Origin of the sequence: Sodalis sp. RH14, from assembly GCF_047324285.1 — a bacterium.
GTDB lineage: Bacteria > Pseudomonadota > Gammaproteobacteria > Enterobacterales > Enterobacteriaceae > Acerihabitans.
In genome coordinates this window covers 4,908,723-4,929,270 of the sequence record NZ_CP178739.1, presented here as the reverse complement: position 1 = coordinate 4,929,270, position 20,548 = coordinate 4,908,723, and the positions used below count along the sequence as shown (strand labels likewise).

The window sequence follows — 20,548 nt, the reverse complement described above, 5'->3', positions numbered from 1 at the left end:
TTTTTACCGCCCCGATTGCCCCGCTGTAACATCACTGACATCAAGCCGTCGAATACTGCATTTTATTTATGATGGATAAAATCATGTTGGTTATTGGTCAAGGTGGTTTCAAGGGCCGCAGATGGCGATTACCGCGCATCGACGCGCCGCAATGGATGACCAGCCTGCGCGGCGGGTTTGTCCTGTTCCTGTTGCTGTTTTGTCTGTTGCAATGCCTCTCTATCGCGTTGCTTTCTCAGTTGGTCACCCATATGAAAAGCAATATCACCACCGCCCACGCCATGACGGAACGTCAGGCGTTAATGAATAAATCCCGTATAGAATTATTGACCGCCAGCGATAATATCAATCGCGCCGGCGTTTATTTTATGCAGGATAAACAAAGCGGCTCCGTCGGCAGTTGGCAGGCCTTGGCCGACAGCGCCGACACAGCGCTAAAAGCGGCTCAGTCCTTTTTTGCCGATTATCAAAAGCTGGATGGCGCGCAGGATAACGACGCCGCTCTGCGCCAGAATTTCGCCCTGGTGTTTGACGGGCTGAATGAGCAGTTAAAGGGACTGCGCGCGGATAATATCGATTCGTTTTTCATGGTGCCCATCCAGGCGTTTCAGGAACAATTCAACACGGCGTTTTATCAGCGGCTAAGCCAGGATACCGCCGAAGCCGGGCGCTTTAACCAAGCGATATTATCCTCGCTGACCACCGGTCGCAGCCTGTCGCTTGGTATCTCGGCGTTGCTGGCAGGTTTGCTGGCGCTAGCCGGCCTGGCCCTGTCCTATGCCGTTATCATGCCTCTCGACCACGCCCTGCGCCATATGGCGCAGATTGCTACCGGCAACCTCAGCGAACCTATGACGGCCTCCCGCTGGCAGTCGCGGGAGATCGTGGATCTGAATCAAGGTATCGGCCAGATGCAACTGGGCTTGCAACATATCGTCAATGAAATCAATGAAATATCTTCCCTGGTGATGCGGGGCGCCGGCGACATCGCCAGTCATAACCAGCGCGTCAGCCAGCATAACCGGCACCAGACCCAGGCTTTTCAAACTATCGGCGAGCGGTTAAACCATGTGGCGCAGGAAGCGGAAACCGGAGCGCAGTTCGCCGGTAATGCCACACGTCATATGAGTGATGCGGAGGCGTTGACCCGGCGCTGTGGCGAGATGGTGACGGAGGTTGATAAAAAAATGCATGAGATCGTGGCGGAGTCGGAAAAAATAGCCGGCATCGTGACCTTCCTCGACGGCATCTCCATGCAAACCAAACTGTTGTCGTTGAACGCGGCCATCGAAGCGGCCCACTCAGGGATAAACGGCCGCACATTTTCAGTGGTGGCGCGGGAAATGAGCCTGTTGTCGCAAAAAAGCGGTGGGTCGACGCGTGATATCGATATGCTGATCCAATCCACCCACCGGCACATCGACAGCGGTTTCAGCCGGGTAAAAGCGTTGGACCGGGTATACCACGATATTGTCCAGGCGGTGCAGGGGGTGGCATTGTTATTGGATGAACTGCAGCGCAACGCCGCGTCGCAAAGCGAAGGGGTGAATACCATCGCCGGTGAAATTAAACAGCTCAACGATCAAATCGCGCAAAGCAATCTGCTGACCCTGGCGTGCGCCACAGCGTCCGATGCGCTTATCGGCCATTCCCAACGTTTGCGGCAAAGCGTCAGTAAGTTCGCGCTGGCATGACCGGCCGGAAAAGCCGATGATATTTTCCTGCCATCCTTTGTGCCACTGCGAGGAATAAAATGAGCCAATTATCCCCTGTACGTATTGCGGTTATCGACGACTGGCAATCCGTCGCCGGTCAGGTCGTGGACTGGTCTGCGCTGACGCCGGTCGGCGACGTGACATTTTTGCACGAGTTCCCCGCCGATACCGCGGCGTTGGCCGCACGGCTGCAATGCTATGACGTTATCTGCGCCATGCGTGAACGGACCCGTTTTGACCGCGCGCTCATGATGCAGTTGCCGCAGTTAAAGCTGCTGGTGACCAGCGGCATGAAAAATGCCGCGATTGATATTGCCGCCGCCGGAGAGCTGGGCATCAGCGTCGCCGGCACCGACGGCAATCCCTATGCCGCCCCCGAACTGACCTGGGCGTTGATTATGGCGCTTACCCGCAACCTGCTGGCGGAGGCGACTGCGTTGAGGTCGGGCGGCTGGCAGCAGGGGCTGGGCACCAGCCTGCACGGCCGCACGCTCGGTATCCTGGGGTTGGGCAAGATAGGCCGGAAGGTGGTCCGCTATGCGCAGGCCTTCGGCATGGAGACTATCGCCTGGAGTGAAAACCTGACGGCTGAGCGGGCGGCCGAATCAGGTGTGACCTATGTTGATAAAGCAACGCTGTTTGCACAGGCGGATGTCTTATCCGTCCATCTGGTATTGAGCGGGCGCACCCGCGCAATGGTGGACGCGCCATCGCTGGCGCTGATGAAACCCACGGCGTATGTGGTCAACACCGCGCGCGGACCGATAATTGATGAGGCGGCGCTGATTGCCGCGCTGCACGAACGGCGCATCGCCGGCGCGGCCCTGGATGTCTTTGACCAGGAACCGCTGCCGGCGGCGCATCCGTTTCGCGCCATGGATAATGTCCTGGCGACGCCGCATATCGGCTACGTAACCCGTGAAAGCTACCAGGTGTTCTTCAGCGATATGATCGAGGATATCCTGGCCTGGCACGCCGGCCGGCCTATCCGGCTGCTGGCATAACCGGGCCGCCGGGATCTGGCGGTTACGCCGGGATAATACGCTCGGCTTTCAGACGGTCAAACAGGTCGATAAAGCTGTCGCGGGTATCCTGGTAGCCGGTAAAACCGGCCTTACGGCTTTTGCTCATATCGGTCACGATTTCCATCGGCCGGCCGAGGTCGGCGTCGGTATGCCACCAGGAGACCAGGTTATCGATATTGGCCTCGCGCAGGCCAAAGCGCGCGGCAATGTCCGTCCACTGCGCCGGCGCGTCCTGCATGCGCTCGCCAAGCGGTGACGCCTGGCCGGGGAACGGCGCCGGCGACACGCCAAAATAATCGGCTATCTGCGACCACATCCACCGCCAGCGGAAGATATCGCCGTTTACGACGTTAAAATCCTGGTTTTTCCCCTGGTCATGGGTGGCGGCCCATTCCAGGTGACTGGCCAGCAGCCGGGAATCGGTCATATCGGTCAGGCCGTGCCATTGCATGGCGGAACCCGGGAAAATAAACGGCTGGCCGGTGTATTTGCACAGCGTGGCATAAACCGCCAGCGTTACCCCCATATTCATGGCATTGCCGATGGCATAACCAACGATGGTATGCGGGCGATGGACGCTCCAGGTGAAGCCATGGCGTTTGGCCGCGGCGAACAGGCGATCTTCCTGGGCGTAATAAAAATTGTCCACCGGCAGCCGCCCCTGTTCTTCGCGAAAGGGCGTGACGGGGACCGCGCCGGTGGCATAAGCCTCAAAGGGACCGAGGTAATGTTTCAGCCCGGTGACCAGCGCGGCATGGCCGCCTGCCATAGAGGCGCCCAGCGCATCCAGGACATGACTGACCATGGCGCCGTTCACGCGGATATTTTCTTTTTCCGTAGCCTGACGCGACCAGGCGGTGAAAAACACGCGATCGACCGCAAGATCTTTCAACGCCGCCGCCACGGACTGCCCGTCGGTGAGGTCGGCAACGATGGCTTCGCAGCCTTCCGGCACCGGCGTGCGGCCACGGGATAAACCGTAGACCCGCCACCCACTGTGCAATAATTTCACTGCCAGCGCGCTGCCGATAATGCCGCTAACGCCGACGATTAAGGCACGATGTTGCATAGCTTATCTCCCATTATCATTCCAGGTCTTCAGCTTAGACTGGAATTTAATTCTTATCCCGGCTATTGTTTCCTTCCATTCGAGAATTTTTATCCCTGATAATATGCATCCCACGGAACGTCTGAAAGGCCTGAGCGCGTTTGTTTACACCGCCAGGTACGGCAGCTTCGCCGCCGCCGCCGAACAGCTGAACCTCACCAGTTCCGCGGTGGGTAAAAGCGTGGCGCGCCTTGAACAACGCCTGGACACACGGCTGTTTGAGCGCACTACGCGCCGGTTGGTCCTGACCGATGCCGGACAGGCGTTTTTCGCCACCTGTACCCGGGTATTGAACGACCTGGCCGATGCCCAGGCGGTATTGGCGTCCCATGCCCATACGCCCATGGGCCGGCTGCGTATCGATCTGCCGGCCTCGTTCGGCCGCCTTATCGTGATGCCGATATTGATCGCGTTTTTCCGGCGGCATACCCATCTGCGGCCCCATATCACCTTTACCGATCGTTTTGTCGATTTGGTTGACGAGGGCGTGGATGTCGCGGTGCGTATCGGCGGCGTTGGCGATTTGCCGCCGGCGATCGGCTCCCGCTACCTGGGCACCGAACGCCTGATTTTCTGCGCCGCGCCCGCTTATCTGAAATCCCGGGGCGTACCGCTCACCGTGAAGGCGTTAAGCGATCATGATTGCGTGGTCTATGGTAAAAGCGATGGCGCGGGGGCGCGCTGGTTATTGCCGGCGGAGGGGGGGCGGACCAGGGGGCTTGAGATCGCGCATCATATGATGGTCAGCGACAGCGAAGCGCAGGTGGCGGCCCTCGAGGCGGGGGCGGGCCTGGCGCAAATAGCCACCTGGCTGGTGAGCAAAAGCCTTGATGAGGGCAAACTGGTGCCTGTCCTGCCCGAGGCCGTGGTCGACGGCCTGCCTTTGCATATTACCTGGCCGAAAAATAAGCAACTGACCCCCAAGATCGATTTATTGTTGCGAACTTTCGCCGGGCAGCTGCGCATTCGCTAAGGCATGCGCGCGCGTGCCGCGGTTATTCTAATCCCGCCAGGCTGTAATTAACCGGCACCCACCGGTAACCCCGCCGATCGCCCGTTCTATCCCGGTATTTCACATGGCCCAGGCCGGGAAAAGCAATATGGTCGGCGGCAATCAAATAGTCATTTTTTACCGCCTCCTCCAGAATGGCTTTCCTGGATTTGGCCGCCTGCGTCTTGTCCCAGTCATAGGTAATCGTCGTGTCCGGATCGGGAAATTGCACGGCGGATGAATGAATGGTATCGCCCCAGATCAACAGCTTCTGGCCGGCGCTTTCTATCATATAAAGCGTGTGGCCCGGCGTATGGCCCGGGGCGGGGATGGCGTTTATGCCGGGAAACAGCTGGGTTTGACCGGTGAAGGTTTTTAATTTTCCCGCGGCGATTACCGGGCGGAAGGAGGACGCGGATTCCGCGAAGGTATGCTTTTCACTCTCCCGCACCTGGCCGATATTCCTGGGATTCAGCCAAAAGTCGACATCCCGCTGATTAACCCAAACGGTGGCATTGGGGAAAGCGTACTGGCCGTTATGCACCAATCCGCCCGAATGATCCGCGTGAATATGGGTTAACAAGACGGTATCTATCTTTTCCGCCGGATAACCGGCAGCGCGCAGGTTTTCCAGCAGACGTCCGCCATTGTTGCCAAACAGCGGGCCGGAACCGGTATCGACGAGTATCAGGTTGCTGCCGGTGTTGATGACATAGGCGTTAATGGACGTTTCCACATTGGCGGACATATCTTCATCGGCCAGGCGCTGTTTGAGCATGGCGGGGGTGATGTCCAGCAACAGCTTGTCCAGGGGGATGGTGACGGTGCCGTCGGAAACGGCGGTGATTTCAAACTTGCCCAGCATCATACGATAAAAGCCCGGAGCCTGGTGTTTTTGCTGCGCCACCGGGGTCGCGGCGGCGGGCACCAGCGCCAGGGCGGGTGAGAGCGCCGTAGCAAGCATAAAGACGGCGGCGACCTTGACCTTGTTGATTCTTTTCATCATTACCTTCCATTTTTAAACGACATAAATCAATGGCTAAAGTATCTGGTCGGCGATAGTATTGATCAAATTGATTGGAGTAATTATGAATATCAACGAAAATGATTTTCGTGGTGTGGATTTGAATCTGCTGATTACTTTCCTGGTACTGTACCGGGAGCGCAGCGTTTCACTGGCCGCGCAGAAGCTTTTCCTGGGGCAACCGGCGGTCAGCAGCGCCCTGGCCCGGCTGCGGGCGTTATTTGACGATGCGCTGTTTATCCGTACCGCCCAGGGGATGCAACCCACCGCCAGGGCGGATTTCCTGGCCCGGCGGTTTGCGCCGCACTTTGAACAGATCCAGTCGATTTTATTTAATTCCGATGAGTTTATCCCCGGCGCGAGCCAGCGGACATTCACTCTGGGAATGACGGATTGGGTAGAGATTTGGCTGATGCCGCCGCTGTTGAAACAGCTCAGGACGCACGCGCCGGCTATTCGAATCAACGTTATCGCCACCACGCCCTTTGAGGACCCGGCTTTTCTTGAGCAGCACGAGGTGGATATGGTGGTTTCAGTCACCAGCGACCAGGCCCCCTGGCTACGGCGGGAGAAGCTGTTATCCCAGGAATTCCTGGTATTATGGCATCCGCGTCAGCTGCCGCTGCCCGCCCCGCTTTCCCTTGAGAATTACTTGCGATATGAACATCTGCTGGTGACCTATCGCTCCAGGGCGCGCAGCGTGGCGGACGATATGCTGGCGGAAAAGGGCATGGAACGGCGCATCAGTTATACCACGCCGCACTTCTCTTCATTGCCGGGGATATTACAGAATACGCCGGTGCTGACCACGGTACCGCAAGCATTGGCGCAGGCGTGGATGCGCAATGTCGCTTTTTGCGCCAGTCCGCCGCCGTTGGCGCTGCCGGGATTTGACCTGTCGCTGTTATGGCATGGCAGAAATGACGCCGATGCAGGCCGCCGCTGGCTTGCGGGGCAGATAAGCGCTATAGCGGGAAATAATGCGGCGCAGCACACCGCGGAGACAAAGCACTTAGAGTCTTAGCGCATCGCCAGATAGGCGTTTTTTACCTTCCACAGGTATCGCGGCGCCTGCGGCTGGGGATGTTTTTCCTGGATGTGCTGGTAGAACTGTTCCGGCGTCAGTTGGTTGATTCTGTTTATGGCGTAGTCCCGATCGCTTGAGAACGAGCGCAGCAGGGCGCCCGCGCCGTTAACGTAGGCGACCGCGATGGCGTAACGCAGCGTCTCGGGGTTGTGGATGCCGGATAACTGCCGTTGCAGGATGCTGATATAGGCCGTGCCCAGATCAATATTCGTGGCGGGGTCTTTTAAATCACGGACGCTCGGCTGGCCGTAGCGGCCTTTTAACCGATAGGCATCGCGTCCGGCGGTAGACGCCTTAAGCTGCATAAGCCCGACGGCGTTGGATTTGCTGATTACGCTGGGATTATAACCCGACTCTACCTGAATAATGGCTTTCACCAGCGTTTCATCGACGCCGTAAATGCTGGCGGAGTCGTGGATATAGCCGCCATAGATTCCCTTGGGCGCTGACTGCGGCAACATTTGCTGCGGCTGGGGGGGAGTAACGATGGCGACAGGCCGCTCTGTGGGTTGTTTGGCACACCCGGCCAACAGCAAACCCGCTATCAGGAAAAGGGAGTTTAATTTCACGCAGTATGCCTCAGGCGACGGGAGCGACCCTCAGCATATACAGGTTTGCGCCAGTTCTGAATATTTTTTTTCAGTGATGCGAGGCAAATTGCATTTTTTCTCGCCGTTTCGTTAGATTGCGCGGGATTCCGGCTGGAATATTCCCCTGTCTCTAAGATGCATCCTAAAATTATATTTAAATATTCAAAAAATATAAGGGTAACGCCGCGCTCAAATAGCGCGCGGCATCGCCGTTGCCGCCCAAATAACGCGACTGGCCCCAAATACGACAACGATGTCAGTATAATTTAACTGTCGATATTAAGTAAATAACGCAGGTTATACCGATTTTTCATTTCTATTTTTATCTTAGCGCGACATGCGCTGCGATATTTTGCCGCCTGCCGGCGCCGGCAGGATATTGCCGCGCCATAAGAGTTAGAACCGCAAAATAAATCGGCTGCCCTGCTGCAGGGCTTTGACATCAAGCTGCCAGTGATGGGCGACGGCAATCTCTTTGCAGATGGCCAGTCCCAGTCCCGTACCGCCATGTACCGCGCCGGGCGCGCGCCAGAACCGGTCAAACACTCGCGGCGCTTCATCGGCTTTAAGGCCCGGCCCGTTGTCCGAGACCTGGATGGAGGCGGCGTCGGCCAGAATATCAACGGTACCGCCGGGCGGGGAGTAGTGGATGGCATTCTCGACGATGTTTTTCAGCAAGATAAACAGCGCGCTTTTATCCGCGTGTATCGGCGGCAGGGTATCCGGCAGCCACAGGCGCAACGTGATACGGTTGCCCGCGGCCTTGCGGTCCAGATAGGATGCCACGTCGCGCATTACGGCAAGCCGGTCCACCTCGCCAAAGCTATAGTTCTGCGATTCGCTCACCTCCGCCAGGTGCAATAGCTGGCGGACCTGACGCGCCATCAGATCGATTTCCCGATACAGCAGGTTTTTATTTTCGATTTCGGGCTGCAGCTCAATTTGTCCCCGCAGTAACGTGAGCGGAGTTTGCAGCTCGTGCGCCGCGGCGCCGAGGAAATCCTGCTGGGCGATAAAACCCGTTTCCAGTCGCGCCAGGGCGGCGTTAAAAGCGACAATCAGCGGCTTGATTTCACTGGGAATATCACGATCGTTTAAGCGTGTCTGCAAATTAGCGGGCGTGATCGACATGGCGGCCTCGGAGGCCACTTTCAGGGGATAGAGCACACGGCGTATGGTAAAGGGGAATGCCAGGCCGAACGCGATGGTCGCGATTAATATGCTCCAGGCGATGATCTCCGGCAACGGCGCGAATTTCATATTCGCCACATTTTCCCCGAAGACGTCGCTGGTCGCGGTCTGCACGTAAAAGCGCCTTCCCCCGTGATCGGTTGCAAGCGTTATTACATCAAATGGCCTGCCGTTGATGGTCACGCGCTGATGGGAATCCGCCAGATCCGCCAGCCGGCCCTTGCCCCATGCCAGGCCGCTGTTGTCTTTCCCGCTGCTGAGCATCAATGTGCCGTGGTTATCAAACACGCGATACATCACTTCGGTGGGGGCGATAGCAAATAGCCAGGCCGTTTGTTCATCCAGCCTGGCGGAGACGGGCATGCCCAGTTCGTTGTATTGCAAGCCGGCGGAAACCCGCAGCGCGTTTTTTTGGTTATTATCTTTTTGCCACATTTCCCGGGGAAACTGATTTAACGCGTAGAGGTAAAGCGCCGCGATAAACGACAGGCTGACCGCCAGGACCGCAATGCTGGTCAGCCATAATCTTGCCGACAGGCTATATGTCCAGTAACGGATCCATTGCGCACGGAGAAATGTCTTAAGCATAGCCAAGCCCGCCGTCATCGCGGGAGGCCGTCCTCACGGCCAGGGCGAAGCCGACGCCACGGACATTTACGATTTGGGCGGCCACGCCCGCGCTGGACATTTTTTTACGTAGCCGGTGAACGGTGACTTCCAGCGCATTCGGCGTGACCGCTTCCCCCAATCCCCATGCCGCGTGTTCCAGTGATGCATGACGCACCGTCTGCCCGCCCGCCTTAAGCAACGCCAGCAATATTTGCAGCTCGGTGGGGGCGAGCAAAACGGACTGCGTTGCGCCGTACAGCGTCGGTTCCCGGGGATCAAGGGTAATATCGGCGAAGGCGTATACCAGGCCGGCGGTTTCAGCCGGCCGCCGCATCAGCGTTCGGATGCGCGCGACCAGTTCGCTCATGGCGAACGGTTTGGTAACGTAATCGTCCGCGCCGCTTTCCAGTCCGTCGACCCTATCGTGCAAGGCATCCCGGGCGGTCAGGATCAGGCAGGGCGTCATATATCCCGTGGCCCGCAACTCCCTTAAAAAATCCAATCCGTCGCCGTCGGGCAAGCCGCGATCGATGATAAGCACGGCATAATCAGCCTGCTTTACGCCGTATTTCGCCTGCGACAGGGTATAAAAAAAATCGGTTTCCACCCCGGCGCCGGACAGCGCCTGACCGATCATGGCCGCCAGACGCTCGTTATCCTCGATAAGTGCGATACGCGCCATGTCGTGTTTTCCCGTTAGAAACGATAAAGGTAGCCGAACCGGGCCTCGGGGATCACTGTCCTGTCAACCAATGGACTGTCGGTGATTCCGCCGCCCAGATGAGAGACGCCGGCGTCCAGGCTCAGGCTTTGGTGCGGCGTAAGCTGGTAATCGAAACGCACGCCCGCCGAGAAGTTATAGGTGGCTTTGCCCGCGTAGGCATCGCGTCCGGCGCGCGCTTCATCATTTTCCACGCCGTAATAATAATCCACATAGCGACTGTTATACCAGTCAATGCCGGCGTGGGGCACGAGCGTGACGTCCCCGTATTCGAACGCCCGGTGGTAATCAATGCCCGCTTTCAACCCTTTATTCCCCGCCGTCAGGACGTTTGCGCCGAAGGTGCCGTAGCCGCTGTCCCAGGCCATGGCCGGTCCGACCCAGAATCCGCCTTTGCGTTTTTGCATGCCGTCGAGTATCGGCGCATCCGATTCCTTATAGCCATCGCCCAGGGCATATTCCCCGCGCAGGGTAACGCTGACGTTATCCCAGCGGCCGATCTTGACGTCAAGTTTGTTGCCGAAGAGATGGATCCATTTGTTATCGAAATAGATCAGGGGCAGCGGGGAGACGCTGGCATCGTCTCCTTTGTAAGGCGATTGCTCATAGCCCACGCCGATGCCAAGACCCCAGTGGGTAACGTTGGGCGCATCGCTCCAAAATGAAAAGCCCGTCGCGTCATTCTCCGCCGTCGCCGGGGCGGTGCCGGCAGCGCAGGCGGCGCCGGAAAAAAACGCTACGGATGCTACTGCATACCCTATCCTGAGCCGATGTTGCATGAATTCTCTCACAGTGGTTGTCTGGATGTCGCCGGGAGGACGTGACCAAGATGGGGTCAACTCTAAGGCCGTCAGGCTTACAGTCGACTTACAGCGAGGCGATTAATGATCCCTTCAGCGGCAGTCCGCCATCATTTCATGGCATGGTCATCGCAGTGAATAAATTTGGGAGGGTGCCGGCAACATGACATAAGTGAACAACGCGCGCCGGCCCCGGCCGCCGGCAGGGACCGGCAAAGAGGCGGAATGTATCCGCCGGCCAGGGTCACGGGTTGGGTGGCGACGATAGTCATGTAGCCGGCCTGGGCGCCGCTGGTTAAATTTGCGCCATTCCGCCATCAATGCACAATTCTGCCCCGGTAATAAAGCTGCTTTCATCCGAGGCGAGGAAAAGGGCGGCGGCCGCGACTTCTTCCGGTTTGCCCAGACGGCCTAACGGAATATGGCCGATCAAGGTTTTCCGAACCTCTTGCGTAACCTGATCAAACATTGGCGTGTCGATCGGTCCGGGACTCAGCGTATTCACGCGAATTCCCCGATCGGCGAACTCGTTGGCCCACGTTCTGGCATAGGAGCGCATGGCGGCTTTGGTCGCGCCATAGACGCCATAGCCGGGGGTGCCGATAAATCCGGCGATGGATCCAATCAATACCATACTGCCGCCCTTATCCATCAGCGGCAGCGCTTTTTGCGCCGTGAACAGCGCGGCGCGGGCGTTAACATCAAACATCAGATCGAAATGGGTTTCGGTTATCTCGTTTAATGTGGACGGCACGGAAACGCCTGAGGCGATCACCAGAACATCCAGCCGACCTTTTTGAGCCTTGACCGCGGCATATAACCGGTCAAGGTCCGCCATTTCCGTCACATCCCCTTGCACCGCCGCGATATTTCCGCCGATCAATGCCACCGCCTTATCGAGTTCCGCCTGGCGGCGGCCGGTGATAAAGACATAAGCGCCTGCTTGCACGAAGCGTTGTGCGATGGCCAGGCCGATGCCACTGCCGCCGCCGGTGACGACCGCGATTTTCCCGTTTAAGTTCGACATATAAGTACTCCATTGAATTTGAACCATGATGGTATAACTTATATACTTACTGTCAATTACGCACCTTGAGTCGCGTAGGTATACACAAGGAAACCACTATGTCCCGGCCCGCTATCAACACCCTTGCTGCCGCATGCGCGGTGAACACCCTTGCCGCTGCATGCACGGCGCGCCCGATTCTTGACCAAATCGCCAATAAATGGTCCCTGATGATCCTGATTGTCCTTTGTGAGCAGCCGGTTCGTTTTAACGCGTTGCAGCGGCGTGTGGGGGGGATAACCCAGAAGGCGTTGACCGAGAGCCTGCGTCGTCTTGAGAGAAACGGGCTGGTAAAACGATGTGTTATAGCCTCCTCGCCGGTCGCGGTTGAATATTCGCTCACGCCGTTGGGGCATACCTTGCAATCACCGTTTGCCGCGATTTATGCCTGGGCTGTCGATCATCAGCCCGACATCGAACGGGCGCAGCGGGATTTCGATCAGCATATTCATCAAATGAACAGCGCGGTTAATTGAACCCGCATTGAACCATCGGTCCTATCCGCAGAGTGATGGCCTGGCTGAACGGTTTACCGTCCTGTTGGACAAATGCGTCCTGCCGCCTTAATTCTTCGGCGCGACACCGTCGAGATAATACACATTGCTGTTGGCGGCGGGGACCTGGTTAAAGATATCGGTAAAGCGCGCGTTATAGCGTTGCCGGTAAGCGGCGAGATCATTTGCTTCCGGCTCAAGGTCCCGTAAAAACGAGAGCGCCAAACGGACATGTTTATGCGTCAGTTCGGTGGGCAGCCGCGCTTTATGCAACACCGAATGCCAGAATGCCAGACTCTCTTCGGCGTCATCGACAATAAAGGTTTGATAGATCAGCAGCACGCCCGCGGCGTTGCCGAGATGTGATTCGCTGTTATGTAATAAATAGCTGACAAACTCGCCGCCGGCTTTTTTCCCCATTTGGCTTATCATGGATTCCACATAGACCGGCTCGATATTCAGGCGTTTGGTCAACGCCTGCGACGCCCGGCGGGAATCGGAGTTTAGGATGCGAAAACCGACAAGGAAAACGACAACCAGCGTTGCCAGTATGAGCCAGATCATGGGACGTCCTCAAGCAAACCAGGGTCCATCATAAGAGTAAATCACCGCCGAGAAAACAGCCGTGCGGAAGAAAGATGTTCACCGGGATTCAGCGACCCGCAATTTACCATTATTGCCGGAGCTGCGCACTGGCGTCCGCTTTAAGGCCAACCCATTTCATCCCGCCGTGATTTATTGGTAGGTTAAGGTAAAGGTGGCTGTGCTGTTGGCGAGTCCGGGCGTCACCGTGCTTTCAGTCTGGTAATAACGCGCCTCTAACGGGATATTAAAAAATCCTGCCGCGGTGGTGGTGCCAACGGCCAGCGGCGCGCCGAGGGTGACCGGATTGCTATTATACAGTATTTGCACGCCCACGCCGGTGGCGGCGGGGGGGGAAGAGGATGGGCTCAGCGCCAGTACGTTCGTCGCGCTGCCGGCGCTGATGCCGTCGAACTGCACTCTGACATTAATGCCGGGATTACAATCCAGCGGTATAGTAAAGCCGCGCAGGCCCGCCGTGCTGCCGATGGCGGTAAACTCTGCGCGATCCACATTACCCATCGGCACCGTGATGGCGGTGTTGGTCACTGAGCATGCATTGACGATAACGGTAATAATTCCCGAGAAAAGCGATACCGCCGGCAAAGTCAAATCACTGCCGTTTACGACATTGATAAAACTGGCGAGATGTGTCGAGGGGAGGGTTCCGGGGGTGACGGGACCGAGTTTATAAAAAGTGATTGTTGCGCCGCCGGTTAACTGCGGGATGTAGCCGCTTGGATTGGAGCATAGCTGAACGGTATTGGTATCCCCCCCCATCTGCGGGCCGGTGCCTATATAGGCGGATCCTACGCAGTCTCCTGTAGGCTGCACATCGCCATAGACGATGTAACCTAATCCGGTATCACCCAATTTATAGATGTTACGGCCAGCCGATACCTCACCTGTGATATTTTCCGAATTTCCCTGTAGCCCAAATTGTTGCTGGGTTATGCCGGCGGGGGCGCACGAATATCTATCCGAGCTCGGAAAAACATAGGGGTTGCCTATCAGGCCGTTGGGTTTATCACGCGCTAACGTTAAGGTGACGGGGGCGCCGGTCTGCGATGCTCCCGTGGTGGTACAGGCGGCCATGGCCGGTGGGGTATACGCCAGCGCCGCGCACGCCGTCGCCAGCAGGGCGCTTATCGACCATAAAATGCGTTGTTGCTTCATACGATGGCTCCTAACGACATGGCACACTGGCCATGCGAATCGAGGGGGTTGGCGATGCCGCGGCGGGCAGACTGTAGCCGGCTTCGCACCGCTGGTCCGCGCCCTGGCCCCAGACCGCCTTGATCCGGCCCTGTTCCGGCATTCCGCTCAGGTACACCTGGCCCGCGGCATCCGCAATACCGCTGTTTTCGCTTTCACCGGCGGCCTGTATCTGGGTGACCTGCGTGCCGAAGGGCACCGGCTGACCCCGATACGTTATCGTCAGCAGCACCCGGCTGCCCACCCGGGTCTTGAAGTCCGCCAGCGCCAGCGCTCCCTGCGTGGGTATGACGGTCTGGGTATTGATATCGATATCCACATCCTCACCCAACGTCGTGGTGTCGAGCGCAATGCGATTCCGGCGATACGTGGTGGCAAAGGGCACCACGGCGTAACCACGCCGGTCGGTCACCACGCCGGTATTGTTTTCCACCCGTACCCCGTCGGCGCCCGGCGCGCGTACCAGCGCCAGCGTATCGCCCAGCGATTGCGACAGCGTGACGCCATAAGGATGTGCCACGACGCCGCCCTGCGCCCCGTAGTTTACCTGCCGGTTGTGTCGGCTGTAGTTATAGCCTGCGTTGAGCTCGCCGCTCCCTCCCCGGTACGACGCCGATGCGCTGCCGCTGGCGCCGGTACCCCGGTTGCCGTAGCTTTGCTGCACGCTGTAGTTAAAATTATTATCCGCAAGCAGGGTGCCGCTGATGCCCGCCTGCTGATTGACCGCGCCGTGGTTATCGCCATTGACGCTGTAGGTCGCCCAGCTGTTCGGCAGCCATTTGCTGAGCGGGATTTGCACGCTGAACGCAAATTGCCGATCGTTGTCCTGCGGCCCCGGCGTCTGGCTAAAAGTGTAATTCAGGTAATAGGTGATGCCGGCGTGGCTAAGACTGTACCCGGCGCTTAAGCTGCGCTGATAACCGCTTTGCTGCCAGTAGTCCTGCTGATAGCCCGCCAGATACAGACTGCCGGCATCGCCCATAGACTGGCTGACATTCAGTTGGATCCTGCTGCGCTTGTTGTAGAGCCGTTGCCAGGCGTCGGAGGCTTGATGGGTCATCTCGTTGGCATCGCCAAAGTCATAAAAGCCTTTGCTGGAGTAGCGATACCCGGCGAGGGTAAAAGAGGTCCCGTAGTCGGTAAAGACTTTGGCGTACTGGAAGCGATACGATTGGCCGGTATGGCGCTCATCGCTGCCGGGCAACGTGGTGTTGGCCCGGGTCACATCGAACGACGCGGAGCCCAGGTCGCCAAAACCACGGCCCATCCCCAGCAGCAGGGATTGGTAGTCCGCCGAGGCGATTGACCCGCCGTAGACCGACGTGTCCCCGGGCAGGCCGTAAATCAGGCTGCCCATAAGAAAATTGGGCTCCCGCGCGTCGTTAAACGCGGAGCGGTATCGGCCGGCGCTGGCGGCATATTTCAACCTGCCCTCGCGCTGCATGATAGGCACCGCCGAAAACGGTTGGGTAAAACGGCGTTCCGCGCCGCTGGCTTCCCGTATCGTCACGTCCAGGTTACCGCTGGCCGCGGTGGGAAACAGATCGGTAATCACAAAAGGGCCGGGGGCGACGTACGTCTGATAAATAATGGAATTATTCTGGCGAATGGTCACCTGCGCGTTGCTTTGCGCGATGCCTCGTACAACCGGGGCAAACCCGCGCAGGCTATCGGGCAGCATATTATCATCGGAGGCCAACTGCGCGCCGCGAAACGGCACGCTGTCGAATATCGTCCCGGGCGTGTAGGCGTCGCCGGCGGTAAACTGGCCCTTAAGCGACTGCACGTCATGCTGGACGTACGTGTTGATGCTGTCCCAATGGGAACGCTCCCGGCTGCTGTTGCTATAAACAGAATAATTCCTTAATCGCCAACCGCCCAGATTGGCCCCGCTGCGCAGGTTGAGATAATGGTTTTCGTCGCTGCCCGACTGGTCGTCATACCAGGTAGTAGAGCCGGAATAGGCGTAGCCCAGCATCAGGGCGGGCAGCCCCTGATCCCATTGCGACGGATCGACATAGCCGCGCGCCTGGCTGTCCAGCGCCGCCTGCGGCACGCTGAGATCCAGGCGCAATTGCTGGAAATTCAGCGTGCTGCCGGCCTCGGGAATGTACTGGCCAAGCGCGGTAATAGGCTGGTCGTCCGGCAGCGCCCGCAGGGCCGGGAAGGCGCCGCGATTCACCCCATACTCCGCCAGTTGCCTGGCGGTGAGTTCGGGCTGCAGCCCCACCGCGGAGGCCACAAACGTGACCTCGCGGGTATCCACCTTATTGCCGTTGAGATAGATATCGACGCGATAGATACCGGGCAGTTGTCCCCCGATATCAGAGAACTGGGAGAGATCAACCGCGTGCATTGCCGCCCCCTTGAGGGATAGGGCGTTGGGATTAAAGTAGTCCTGCGCCGGCGACGGCAGCGGGACGAGACCCAGCGATAAGACCGGCAAAACAGGCGGGATGGACCAGGCGAAGCAGCTCATCAACATCGGTCTGACAGGCAGCCGGGATAGCGCATTTTTCATATTCACCCCCTCTACCGCATGCTGGCAAACGGATGATCCGCCGGCTAATGGGCGTGCCGTCGTTAAGCCATCACAACGGCGCGCTGGCCGGCGCGGAAGTGCCGCCGAATTCATTAATCGCCCGCCACATCACGTTACCGCGTACCCCGGCCGGCAACGGCCAGCTCAGGGTGCCCAGCGGGGCAATCATGCCGGGATTTGTAATGTCCTGGCCGCTTACGCTCAAACTGGCGAACGACACGTAGAACGGGGTAGGGTTACGCGCCGTTAATTGCCCGCCCTGGCGGGAGAAATTCAGGGCTTTATACGCATCCCCGGCACGACCGGCCAGGTTTTGCGGACGATAAAACAGTTTGATGCGGGTATTGATGCTGATCAGCAACTGGTTGATCGCATTTTTATCGGTGGCGGGGATGGATTTAATATTGAGCCAAAACACCGATTCGCGGTCCCCGGGCAGGTTGCCGCCGGCGCGCACGATGCGCAGGACATTTTCCTGCCCCGCATCCAGCCGGAACAGCGGCGGGGTGATGATAAACGGCACCCTGAGGGTGTCGCTATCGCGTTCGTTATCAATCCAGGACTGAATAAGATAGGGCAGCGATTTGTCCGGATTGCTGACGGAAATCGACGCTTCTTTCTTCCCGGCATCGTAAACGACCCGGGTTCCGCCCACCACCACGCCGGCCTGAGCCAGTAAGGCGCTAACCAGCCCGGCTGCCATGCATACCGCTTTCAGCCACTGAAACATGGTCATCTCCAGTAAAAATCCGCCACTACGCGCGCCATGGCCCAAGAGTAATGACCGATAGAGATTAAATATGGCCTCTGGGGCGACCTAAAGACGGGGCCAGGGCATCGGCATTTATGTTTAGGGATATTGCAGGACGAATTCCGCCGTGGCATTGGCGGCACCTGCTACAATCGGCGTCGCGGTTTGCATGTACTTCGCCACGAAGTCCAGCGAACCGCCGGCCGCGGTGACAGGCTGCGCCACGGACGCCGCGCCAAGATTCACCCGGGTGCTGCCGTCGGATTCAAACAGCGCGATGCCGGCGCCGGTGGCTCCCCCGGCGGTTAAACCTAATACCGTGCTATCCGCGGGATCCGCAGCGCCGGAAAAAAAGACCTGGGCGGTGGTTAAACCCGCGGGGCAGGAGGTCAGCGTAATGGAGAACGGCGTGGAACCCGCGGTTGCGCCAACACCACTAAACGCCGCGACGGTTAAACTGCCCATATTCACCGCCACGACGGCAGGTTCCACGACACAGGCTGTATCCAGAATGGTTCCGGTGAAGTTGATGGTACCATCGGCGGCATTAGCCAGGCCGCAGGACAGAATGCCGGCTACGGCTAACGCGGGAAGGGTAAATGTGCTTTTCATATAAGGCCCCTCGTTCACTAATATTATTTATCGCTGGATAAATCACTGCCCTTTTGAAACATGCCACTCAATCTTGCCGGAACGTGATCGCGTGATCTCATTGCCTGTCAACGAGCGTGGGGAAAAACGCCAGTAGGGGATCAAGTGAATAATAAACCTCATTAGGGTGTATTTGCAGAAAATACAGCGTGCGATGCAAGTTGATAATAACGCCGGTACGTCACCTTCTGTAAATAGGGTTAAAGGGAATAATGAATAAAAAAATATAAAAACCTTGATATTGATTTTTAATGGTGGGTTATTTTAAGGGGCGGGGAGCAATTAGGATAAAAACCTCTTTGTGAGACAAGATAGGTTACGCATAAATAATCATAATGAATTTTAATTTTATATGAGATATAGCCAGATAAATTATTGTTATAGAATGTTGAGTGAAATTGATAGCCTGCATTAGAGCCGGTGCTTAATCGGTGATGGATAGTTAATGAACGGTGCGGCTGCGCCGCCAAAAAATAAGGCGTATATAAAAATAATGCCGCCCATGTCGGCGCGGCAGGCAATAATGCCGGTGATTCCTTGGGGATGCTTCCCATCCGGCGGGTTTAGCGGTCTGCCATATCAGCCGACGCGTTTTACTTCACCCACCAGGCACAGGTATGACAATGCGCCCAGCAGGGCGACCGCCGCGATATAGATCAATGCCGGCGCGAAACCATAATCCTGGGCAAGATAGCCGACCACCAGCGGAACGGTGATGCCGCCCAACCCGCCGACAAAGTTAAACACGCCGCCGGTCAGTCCGATCAGCCGCACCGGCGCCAGCGACGATACCAGCGACCAGGTAATGGAAGCAAAACCGTTGCCGAAAAAGGCTAAAGCCATTAGCGTCATAATCCAAACAGGATCGTTGGTATAATTCGCGCCCATAATGCAGGTTGACAGCAACAGGCCGCAGATGATGGGCGTTTTGCGTGCAAATCCAATGGTTTTGCCCTTGCGCACCATACGGTCGGCAAAGAGACCCGACAGTAATACGCCCGCAAACGCGGCCAGGAAAGGTACGGTAGTCATAAATCCGGCGGTCAGGGCGCCGATATGTTTTTCCTGGGTCAAATAATTGGGAAACCAGGTGAGAAAAAACCATAACGTCGAGGTTACGGCAAATTGCCCCAGATAAACGCCGACCAGCTTGCGGTGAAATATTAACTTCCAGTCGGCCGCGGTCATGGACATGCGTTGCGCCTTGGCGGTAGGCGCATCGCCGTCAATAATGCCGCCGCCGGCTGCGATATAATGCAGTTCGGCCGCATTAATCCCTTTGCTTTTTTTCGGCGGTTGATAAACAACGTGCCAAATAACCGACCAGATTATGCCCACCCCGCCGGTGAGAATAAACACCCAATGCCAACTCAGCATTTCCTGCACCCAAATCAATAGCGGCGTCAGAAAAGCCAAACCGACAAATTGCCCCGAAGTGAAAAAACCAACCGCCGATGCCCGTTCCTGCTCGGGGAACCAGCTCGTCACCATCCGGTTATTGGTTGGAAACGCGGGCGCTTCAAACATCCCCGTGATGGCGCGTAAGCCCATAAGTGAAATCAAACCATTGGCGAATCCCTGGCTGAGCGTCGCCACGGACCAGCCGAAAATGGCAATGAAATAGGTCATTTTTGAGCCGACGCGATCGAGAAACCAGCCGCCGGGTATCTGGCAAAGGGTATAGGTCCAGGCAAATGCCGAGAAGACATATCCCATCTGTGTCTTATTAATACCGAACTCTTGCTGGATATGCACCGACGCAACCGCCAGGTTGGCGCGGTCGACATAACAAATCACCACGGTAATAAAGATCATGAGCAATGTGATATAGCGCCGTTTGGACGGCGCGGTGGCTACTGAGATATCCATCTTGTTCATCCCGTTCAGTAAACTACAACATGTAAGGTAAGGTGGGTAGTGAGTTGATAATATTTTTGATAGAAACTGCAAACGCGCATGAAATCCATTGTTATAGCATCGAAAATAAATTGTGTTTGCAGGCGATGCGCGCTTTGGCTTTGTGACAAAATAAACAATACAGTGTTAAAAACCTAATGAACTACCGCAGCACGTTATACAATAAAAAGAACTCATTAATTTTTTAAGTTAAATAAAATTAATGGCCCACCGGCTGAAAATATATTTATCAGTCAGTATTAAAGGCAATATGGCGTTCTGCCCGATGGATGAAAGAATGTGTCGTTGCTTCCAAGCAGTTTCTTTCGCAATAATTATCTGTTGGTGATTGTAGCACCATAATTTTATCTTGTACTACAATGCAGATCACACTTTGGACACTTTATCCGCGGGCTTGATGGCCCGCGAAAAAGAGCGCGGCTGCCGCTGGCGCGGAGCAAGCCGGCTCGTTCATTGCGCGCATCAGCGC

18 protein-coding genes are annotated in these 20,548 nt (G+C 56.9%); 5 read left to right on the top strand and 13 right to left on the bottom strand.

What is annotated here, in order from left to right; translation table 11 throughout:
* The first annotated feature begins 83 nt into the window (after positions 1–83).
* The gene (locus tag ACL2XQ_RS22410) at positions 84–1,694 is read left to right on the top strand and encodes a methyl-accepting chemotaxis protein (RefSeq protein WP_413739733.1); all 1,611 of its coding nucleotides are present in this window, start codon (positions 84–86) and stop codon (positions 1,692–1,694) included.
* A gap of 59 nt (positions 1,695–1,753) precedes the next feature.
* The gene (locus ACL2XQ_RS22405; protein WP_413739732.1) at positions 1,754–2,719 is read left to right on the top strand and encodes a D-2-hydroxyacid dehydrogenase family protein; all 966 of its coding nucleotides are present in this window, start codon (positions 1,754–1,756) and stop codon (positions 2,717–2,719) included.
* Positions 2,720–2,741: 22 nt separating this feature from the next.
* On the opposite strand, the gene ACL2XQ_RS22400 is transcribed toward ACL2XQ_RS22405, so the two are convergent.
* The gene (locus tag ACL2XQ_RS22400; RefSeq protein ID WP_410013495.1) at positions 2,742–3,809 is read right to left on the bottom strand and encodes an SDR family oxidoreductase; all 1,068 of its coding nucleotides are present in this window, start codon (positions 3,807–3,809) and stop codon (positions 2,742–2,744) included.
* 103 nt (positions 3,810–3,912) lie between these two features.
* Between ACL2XQ_RS22400 and ACL2XQ_RS22395 the strand changes: the two genes are divergently transcribed.
* The gene (locus tag ACL2XQ_RS22395) at positions 3,913–4,821 is read left to right on the top strand and encodes a LysR substrate-binding domain-containing protein (protein WP_410013496.1); all 909 of its coding nucleotides are present in this window, start codon (positions 3,913–3,915) and stop codon (positions 4,819–4,821) included.
* A 22-nt stretch (positions 4,822–4,843) separates the two neighbouring features.
* Here ACL2XQ_RS22395 and ACL2XQ_RS22390 read toward each other — a convergent pair whose 3' ends face one another.
* On the bottom strand, positions 4,844–5,845 hold the full coding sequence (locus ACL2XQ_RS22390; RefSeq protein ID WP_413739731.1) for an MBL fold metallo-hydrolase: 1,002 nt from the start codon (positions 5,843–5,845) through the stop codon (positions 4,844–4,846).
* A gap of 82 nt (positions 5,846–5,927) precedes the next feature.
* Between ACL2XQ_RS22390 and ACL2XQ_RS22385 the strand changes: the two genes are divergently transcribed.
* Entirely contained in the window at positions 5,928–6,887 is a 960-nt protein-coding gene (locus ACL2XQ_RS22385; protein ID WP_410013498.1) for a LysR family transcriptional regulator, read from the top strand.
* On the opposite strand, the gene ACL2XQ_RS22380 is transcribed toward ACL2XQ_RS22385, so the two are convergent.
* The 5 genes from ACL2XQ_RS22380 to ACL2XQ_RS22360 all read right to left on the bottom strand — a co-directional run bounded on the left by ACL2XQ_RS22380 (position 6,884) and on the right by ACL2XQ_RS22360 (position 11,888).
* Positions 6,884–7,519 (bottom strand): transglycosylase SLT domain-containing protein, encoded by a 636-nt coding sequence (locus ACL2XQ_RS22380; protein WP_410013499.1) that lies wholly within the window; start codon positions 7,517–7,519, stop codon positions 6,884–6,886. The two genes, ACL2XQ_RS22385 and ACL2XQ_RS22380, sit on opposite strands and share 4 nt — an antisense overlap.
* 417 nt (positions 7,520–7,936) lie before the next feature.
* Positions 7,937–9,319 carry a sensor histidine kinase gene (locus ACL2XQ_RS22375; protein ID WP_410013500.1) on the bottom strand — a complete coding sequence of 461 codons (1,383 nt, stop codon included), beginning with the start codon at positions 9,317–9,319 and terminating at the stop codon, positions 7,937–7,939.
* Complete coding sequence (locus ACL2XQ_RS22370; protein ID WP_410013501.1) at positions 9,312–10,022, bottom strand: response regulator transcription factor; 711 nt, start codon at positions 10,020–10,022, stop codon at positions 9,312–9,314. Before ACL2XQ_RS22370 ends, ACL2XQ_RS22375 begins: the two co-directional genes overlap by 8 nt.
* Positions 10,023–10,036: 14 nt before the next feature.
* Positions 10,037–10,840 carry a MipA/OmpV family protein gene (locus tag ACL2XQ_RS22365; RefSeq protein WP_410013502.1) on the bottom strand — a complete coding sequence of 268 codons (804 nt, stop codon included), beginning with the start codon at positions 10,838–10,840 and terminating at the stop codon, positions 10,037–10,039.
* A 316-nt stretch (positions 10,841–11,156) separates the two neighbouring features.
* The gene (locus ACL2XQ_RS22360) at positions 11,157–11,888 is read right to left on the bottom strand and encodes an SDR family NAD(P)-dependent oxidoreductase (RefSeq protein WP_410013503.1); all 732 of its coding nucleotides are present in this window, start codon (positions 11,886–11,888) and stop codon (positions 11,157–11,159) included.
* A 98-nt stretch (positions 11,889–11,986) separates the two neighbouring features.
* On the opposite strand from ACL2XQ_RS22360, the gene ACL2XQ_RS22355 reads away from it, so the two are divergent.
* Positions 11,987–12,403 (top strand): winged helix-turn-helix transcriptional regulator, encoded by a 417-nt coding sequence (locus ACL2XQ_RS22355; protein WP_410013504.1) that lies wholly within the window; start codon positions 11,987–11,989, stop codon positions 12,401–12,403.
* A gap of 87 nt (positions 12,404–12,490) precedes the next feature.
* Here the strand turns inward: ACL2XQ_RS22355 and ACL2XQ_RS22350 are convergent, their stop codons facing one another.
* The 6 genes from ACL2XQ_RS22350 to ACL2XQ_RS22325 form a co-directional block, all read right to left on the bottom strand.
* On the bottom strand, positions 12,491–12,985 hold the full coding sequence (locus tag ACL2XQ_RS22350; RefSeq protein WP_410013505.1) for a DUF1198 family protein: 495 nt from the start codon (positions 12,983–12,985) through the stop codon (positions 12,491–12,493).
* 171 nt (positions 12,986–13,156) lie between these two features.
* Positions 13,157–14,179, bottom strand: coding sequence for a fimbrial protein (locus tag ACL2XQ_RS22345; protein WP_413739730.1), 1,023 nt, complete (start codon positions 14,177–14,179; stop codon positions 13,157–13,159).
* A 10-nt stretch (positions 14,180–14,189) separates the two neighbouring features.
* Positions 14,190–16,739 (bottom strand): fimbria/pilus outer membrane usher protein, encoded by a 2,550-nt coding sequence (locus tag ACL2XQ_RS22340; protein ID WP_413739729.1) that lies wholly within the window; start codon positions 16,737–16,739, stop codon positions 14,190–14,192.
* A gap of 70 nt (positions 16,740–16,809) precedes the next feature.
* Positions 16,810–17,496, bottom strand: coding sequence for a molecular chaperone (locus tag ACL2XQ_RS22335; RefSeq protein ID WP_410013508.1), 687 nt, complete (start codon positions 17,494–17,496; stop codon positions 16,810–16,812).
* Positions 17,497–17,610: 114 nt separating this feature from the next.
* Complete coding sequence (locus ACL2XQ_RS22330; RefSeq protein WP_410013509.1) at positions 17,611–18,123, bottom strand: fimbrial protein; 513 nt, start codon at positions 18,121–18,123, stop codon at positions 17,611–17,613.
* 618 nt (positions 18,124–18,741) lie between these two features.
* Positions 18,742–20,031: an MFS transporter gene (locus tag ACL2XQ_RS22325; protein ID WP_413727672.1), complete on the bottom strand. Its 1,290-nt coding sequence runs from the start codon at positions 20,029–20,031 to the stop codon at positions 18,742–18,744.
* Between the last annotated feature and the right edge of the window lie 517 nt (positions 20,032–20,548).

Coding starts and splice junctions, on each gene's coding strand:
- ACL2XQ_RS22330 (WP_410013509.1), bottom strand. CDS start 18,123: ATGAAAAGCACATTTACCCTTCCCGCGTTAGCCGTAGCCGGCATTCTG.
- ACL2XQ_RS22350 (WP_410013505.1), bottom strand. CDS start 12,985: ATGATCTGGCTCATACTGGCAACGCTGGTTGTCGTTTTCCTTGTCGGT.
- ACL2XQ_RS22400 (WP_410013495.1), bottom strand. CDS start 3,809: ATGCAACATCGTGCCTTAATCGTCGGCGTTAGCGGCATTATCGGCAGC.
- ACL2XQ_RS22410 (WP_413739733.1), top strand. CDS start 84: ATGTTGGTTATTGGTCAAGGTGGTTTCAAGGGCCGCAGATGGCGATTA.
- ACL2XQ_RS22365 (WP_410013502.1), bottom strand. CDS start 10,840: ATGCAACATCGGCTCAGGATAGGGTATGCAGTAGCATCCGTAGCGTTT.
- ACL2XQ_RS22405 (WP_413739732.1), top strand. CDS start 1,754: ATGAGCCAATTATCCCCTGTACGTATTGCGGTTATCGACGACTGGCAA.
- ACL2XQ_RS22335 (WP_410013508.1), bottom strand. CDS start 17,496: ATGACCATGTTTCAGTGGCTGAAAGCGGTATGCATGGCAGCCGGGCTG.
- ACL2XQ_RS22325 (WP_413727672.1), bottom strand. CDS start 20,031: ATGGATATCTCAGTAGCCACCGCGCCGTCCAAACGGCGCTATATCACA.
- ACL2XQ_RS22390 (WP_413739731.1), bottom strand. CDS start 5,845: ATGATGAAAAGAATCAACAAGGTCAAGGTCGCCGCCGTCTTTATGCTT.
- ACL2XQ_RS22345 (WP_413739730.1), bottom strand. CDS start 14,179: ATGAAGCAACAACGCATTTTATGGTCGATAAGCGCCCTGCTGGCGACG.
- ACL2XQ_RS22355 (WP_410013504.1), top strand. CDS start 11,987: ATGTCCCGGCCCGCTATCAACACCCTTGCTGCCGCATGCGCGGTGAAC.
- ACL2XQ_RS22360 (WP_410013503.1), bottom strand. CDS start 11,888: ATGTCGAACTTAAACGGGAAAATCGCGGTCGTCACCGGCGGCGGCAGT.
- ACL2XQ_RS22395 (WP_410013496.1), top strand. CDS start 3,913: ATGCATCCCACGGAACGTCTGAAAGGCCTGAGCGCGTTTGTTTACACC.
- ACL2XQ_RS22375 (WP_410013500.1), bottom strand. CDS start 9,319: ATGCTTAAGACATTTCTCCGTGCGCAATGGATCCGTTACTGGACATAT.
- ACL2XQ_RS22340 (WP_413739729.1), bottom strand. CDS start 16,739: ATGAAAAATGCGCTATCCCGGCTGCCTGTCAGACCGATGTTGATGAGC.
- ACL2XQ_RS22385 (WP_410013498.1), top strand. CDS start 5,928: ATGAATATCAACGAAAATGATTTTCGTGGTGTGGATTTGAATCTGCTG.
- ACL2XQ_RS22370 (WP_410013501.1), bottom strand. CDS start 10,022: ATGGCGCGTATCGCACTTATCGAGGATAACGAGCGTCTGGCGGCCATG.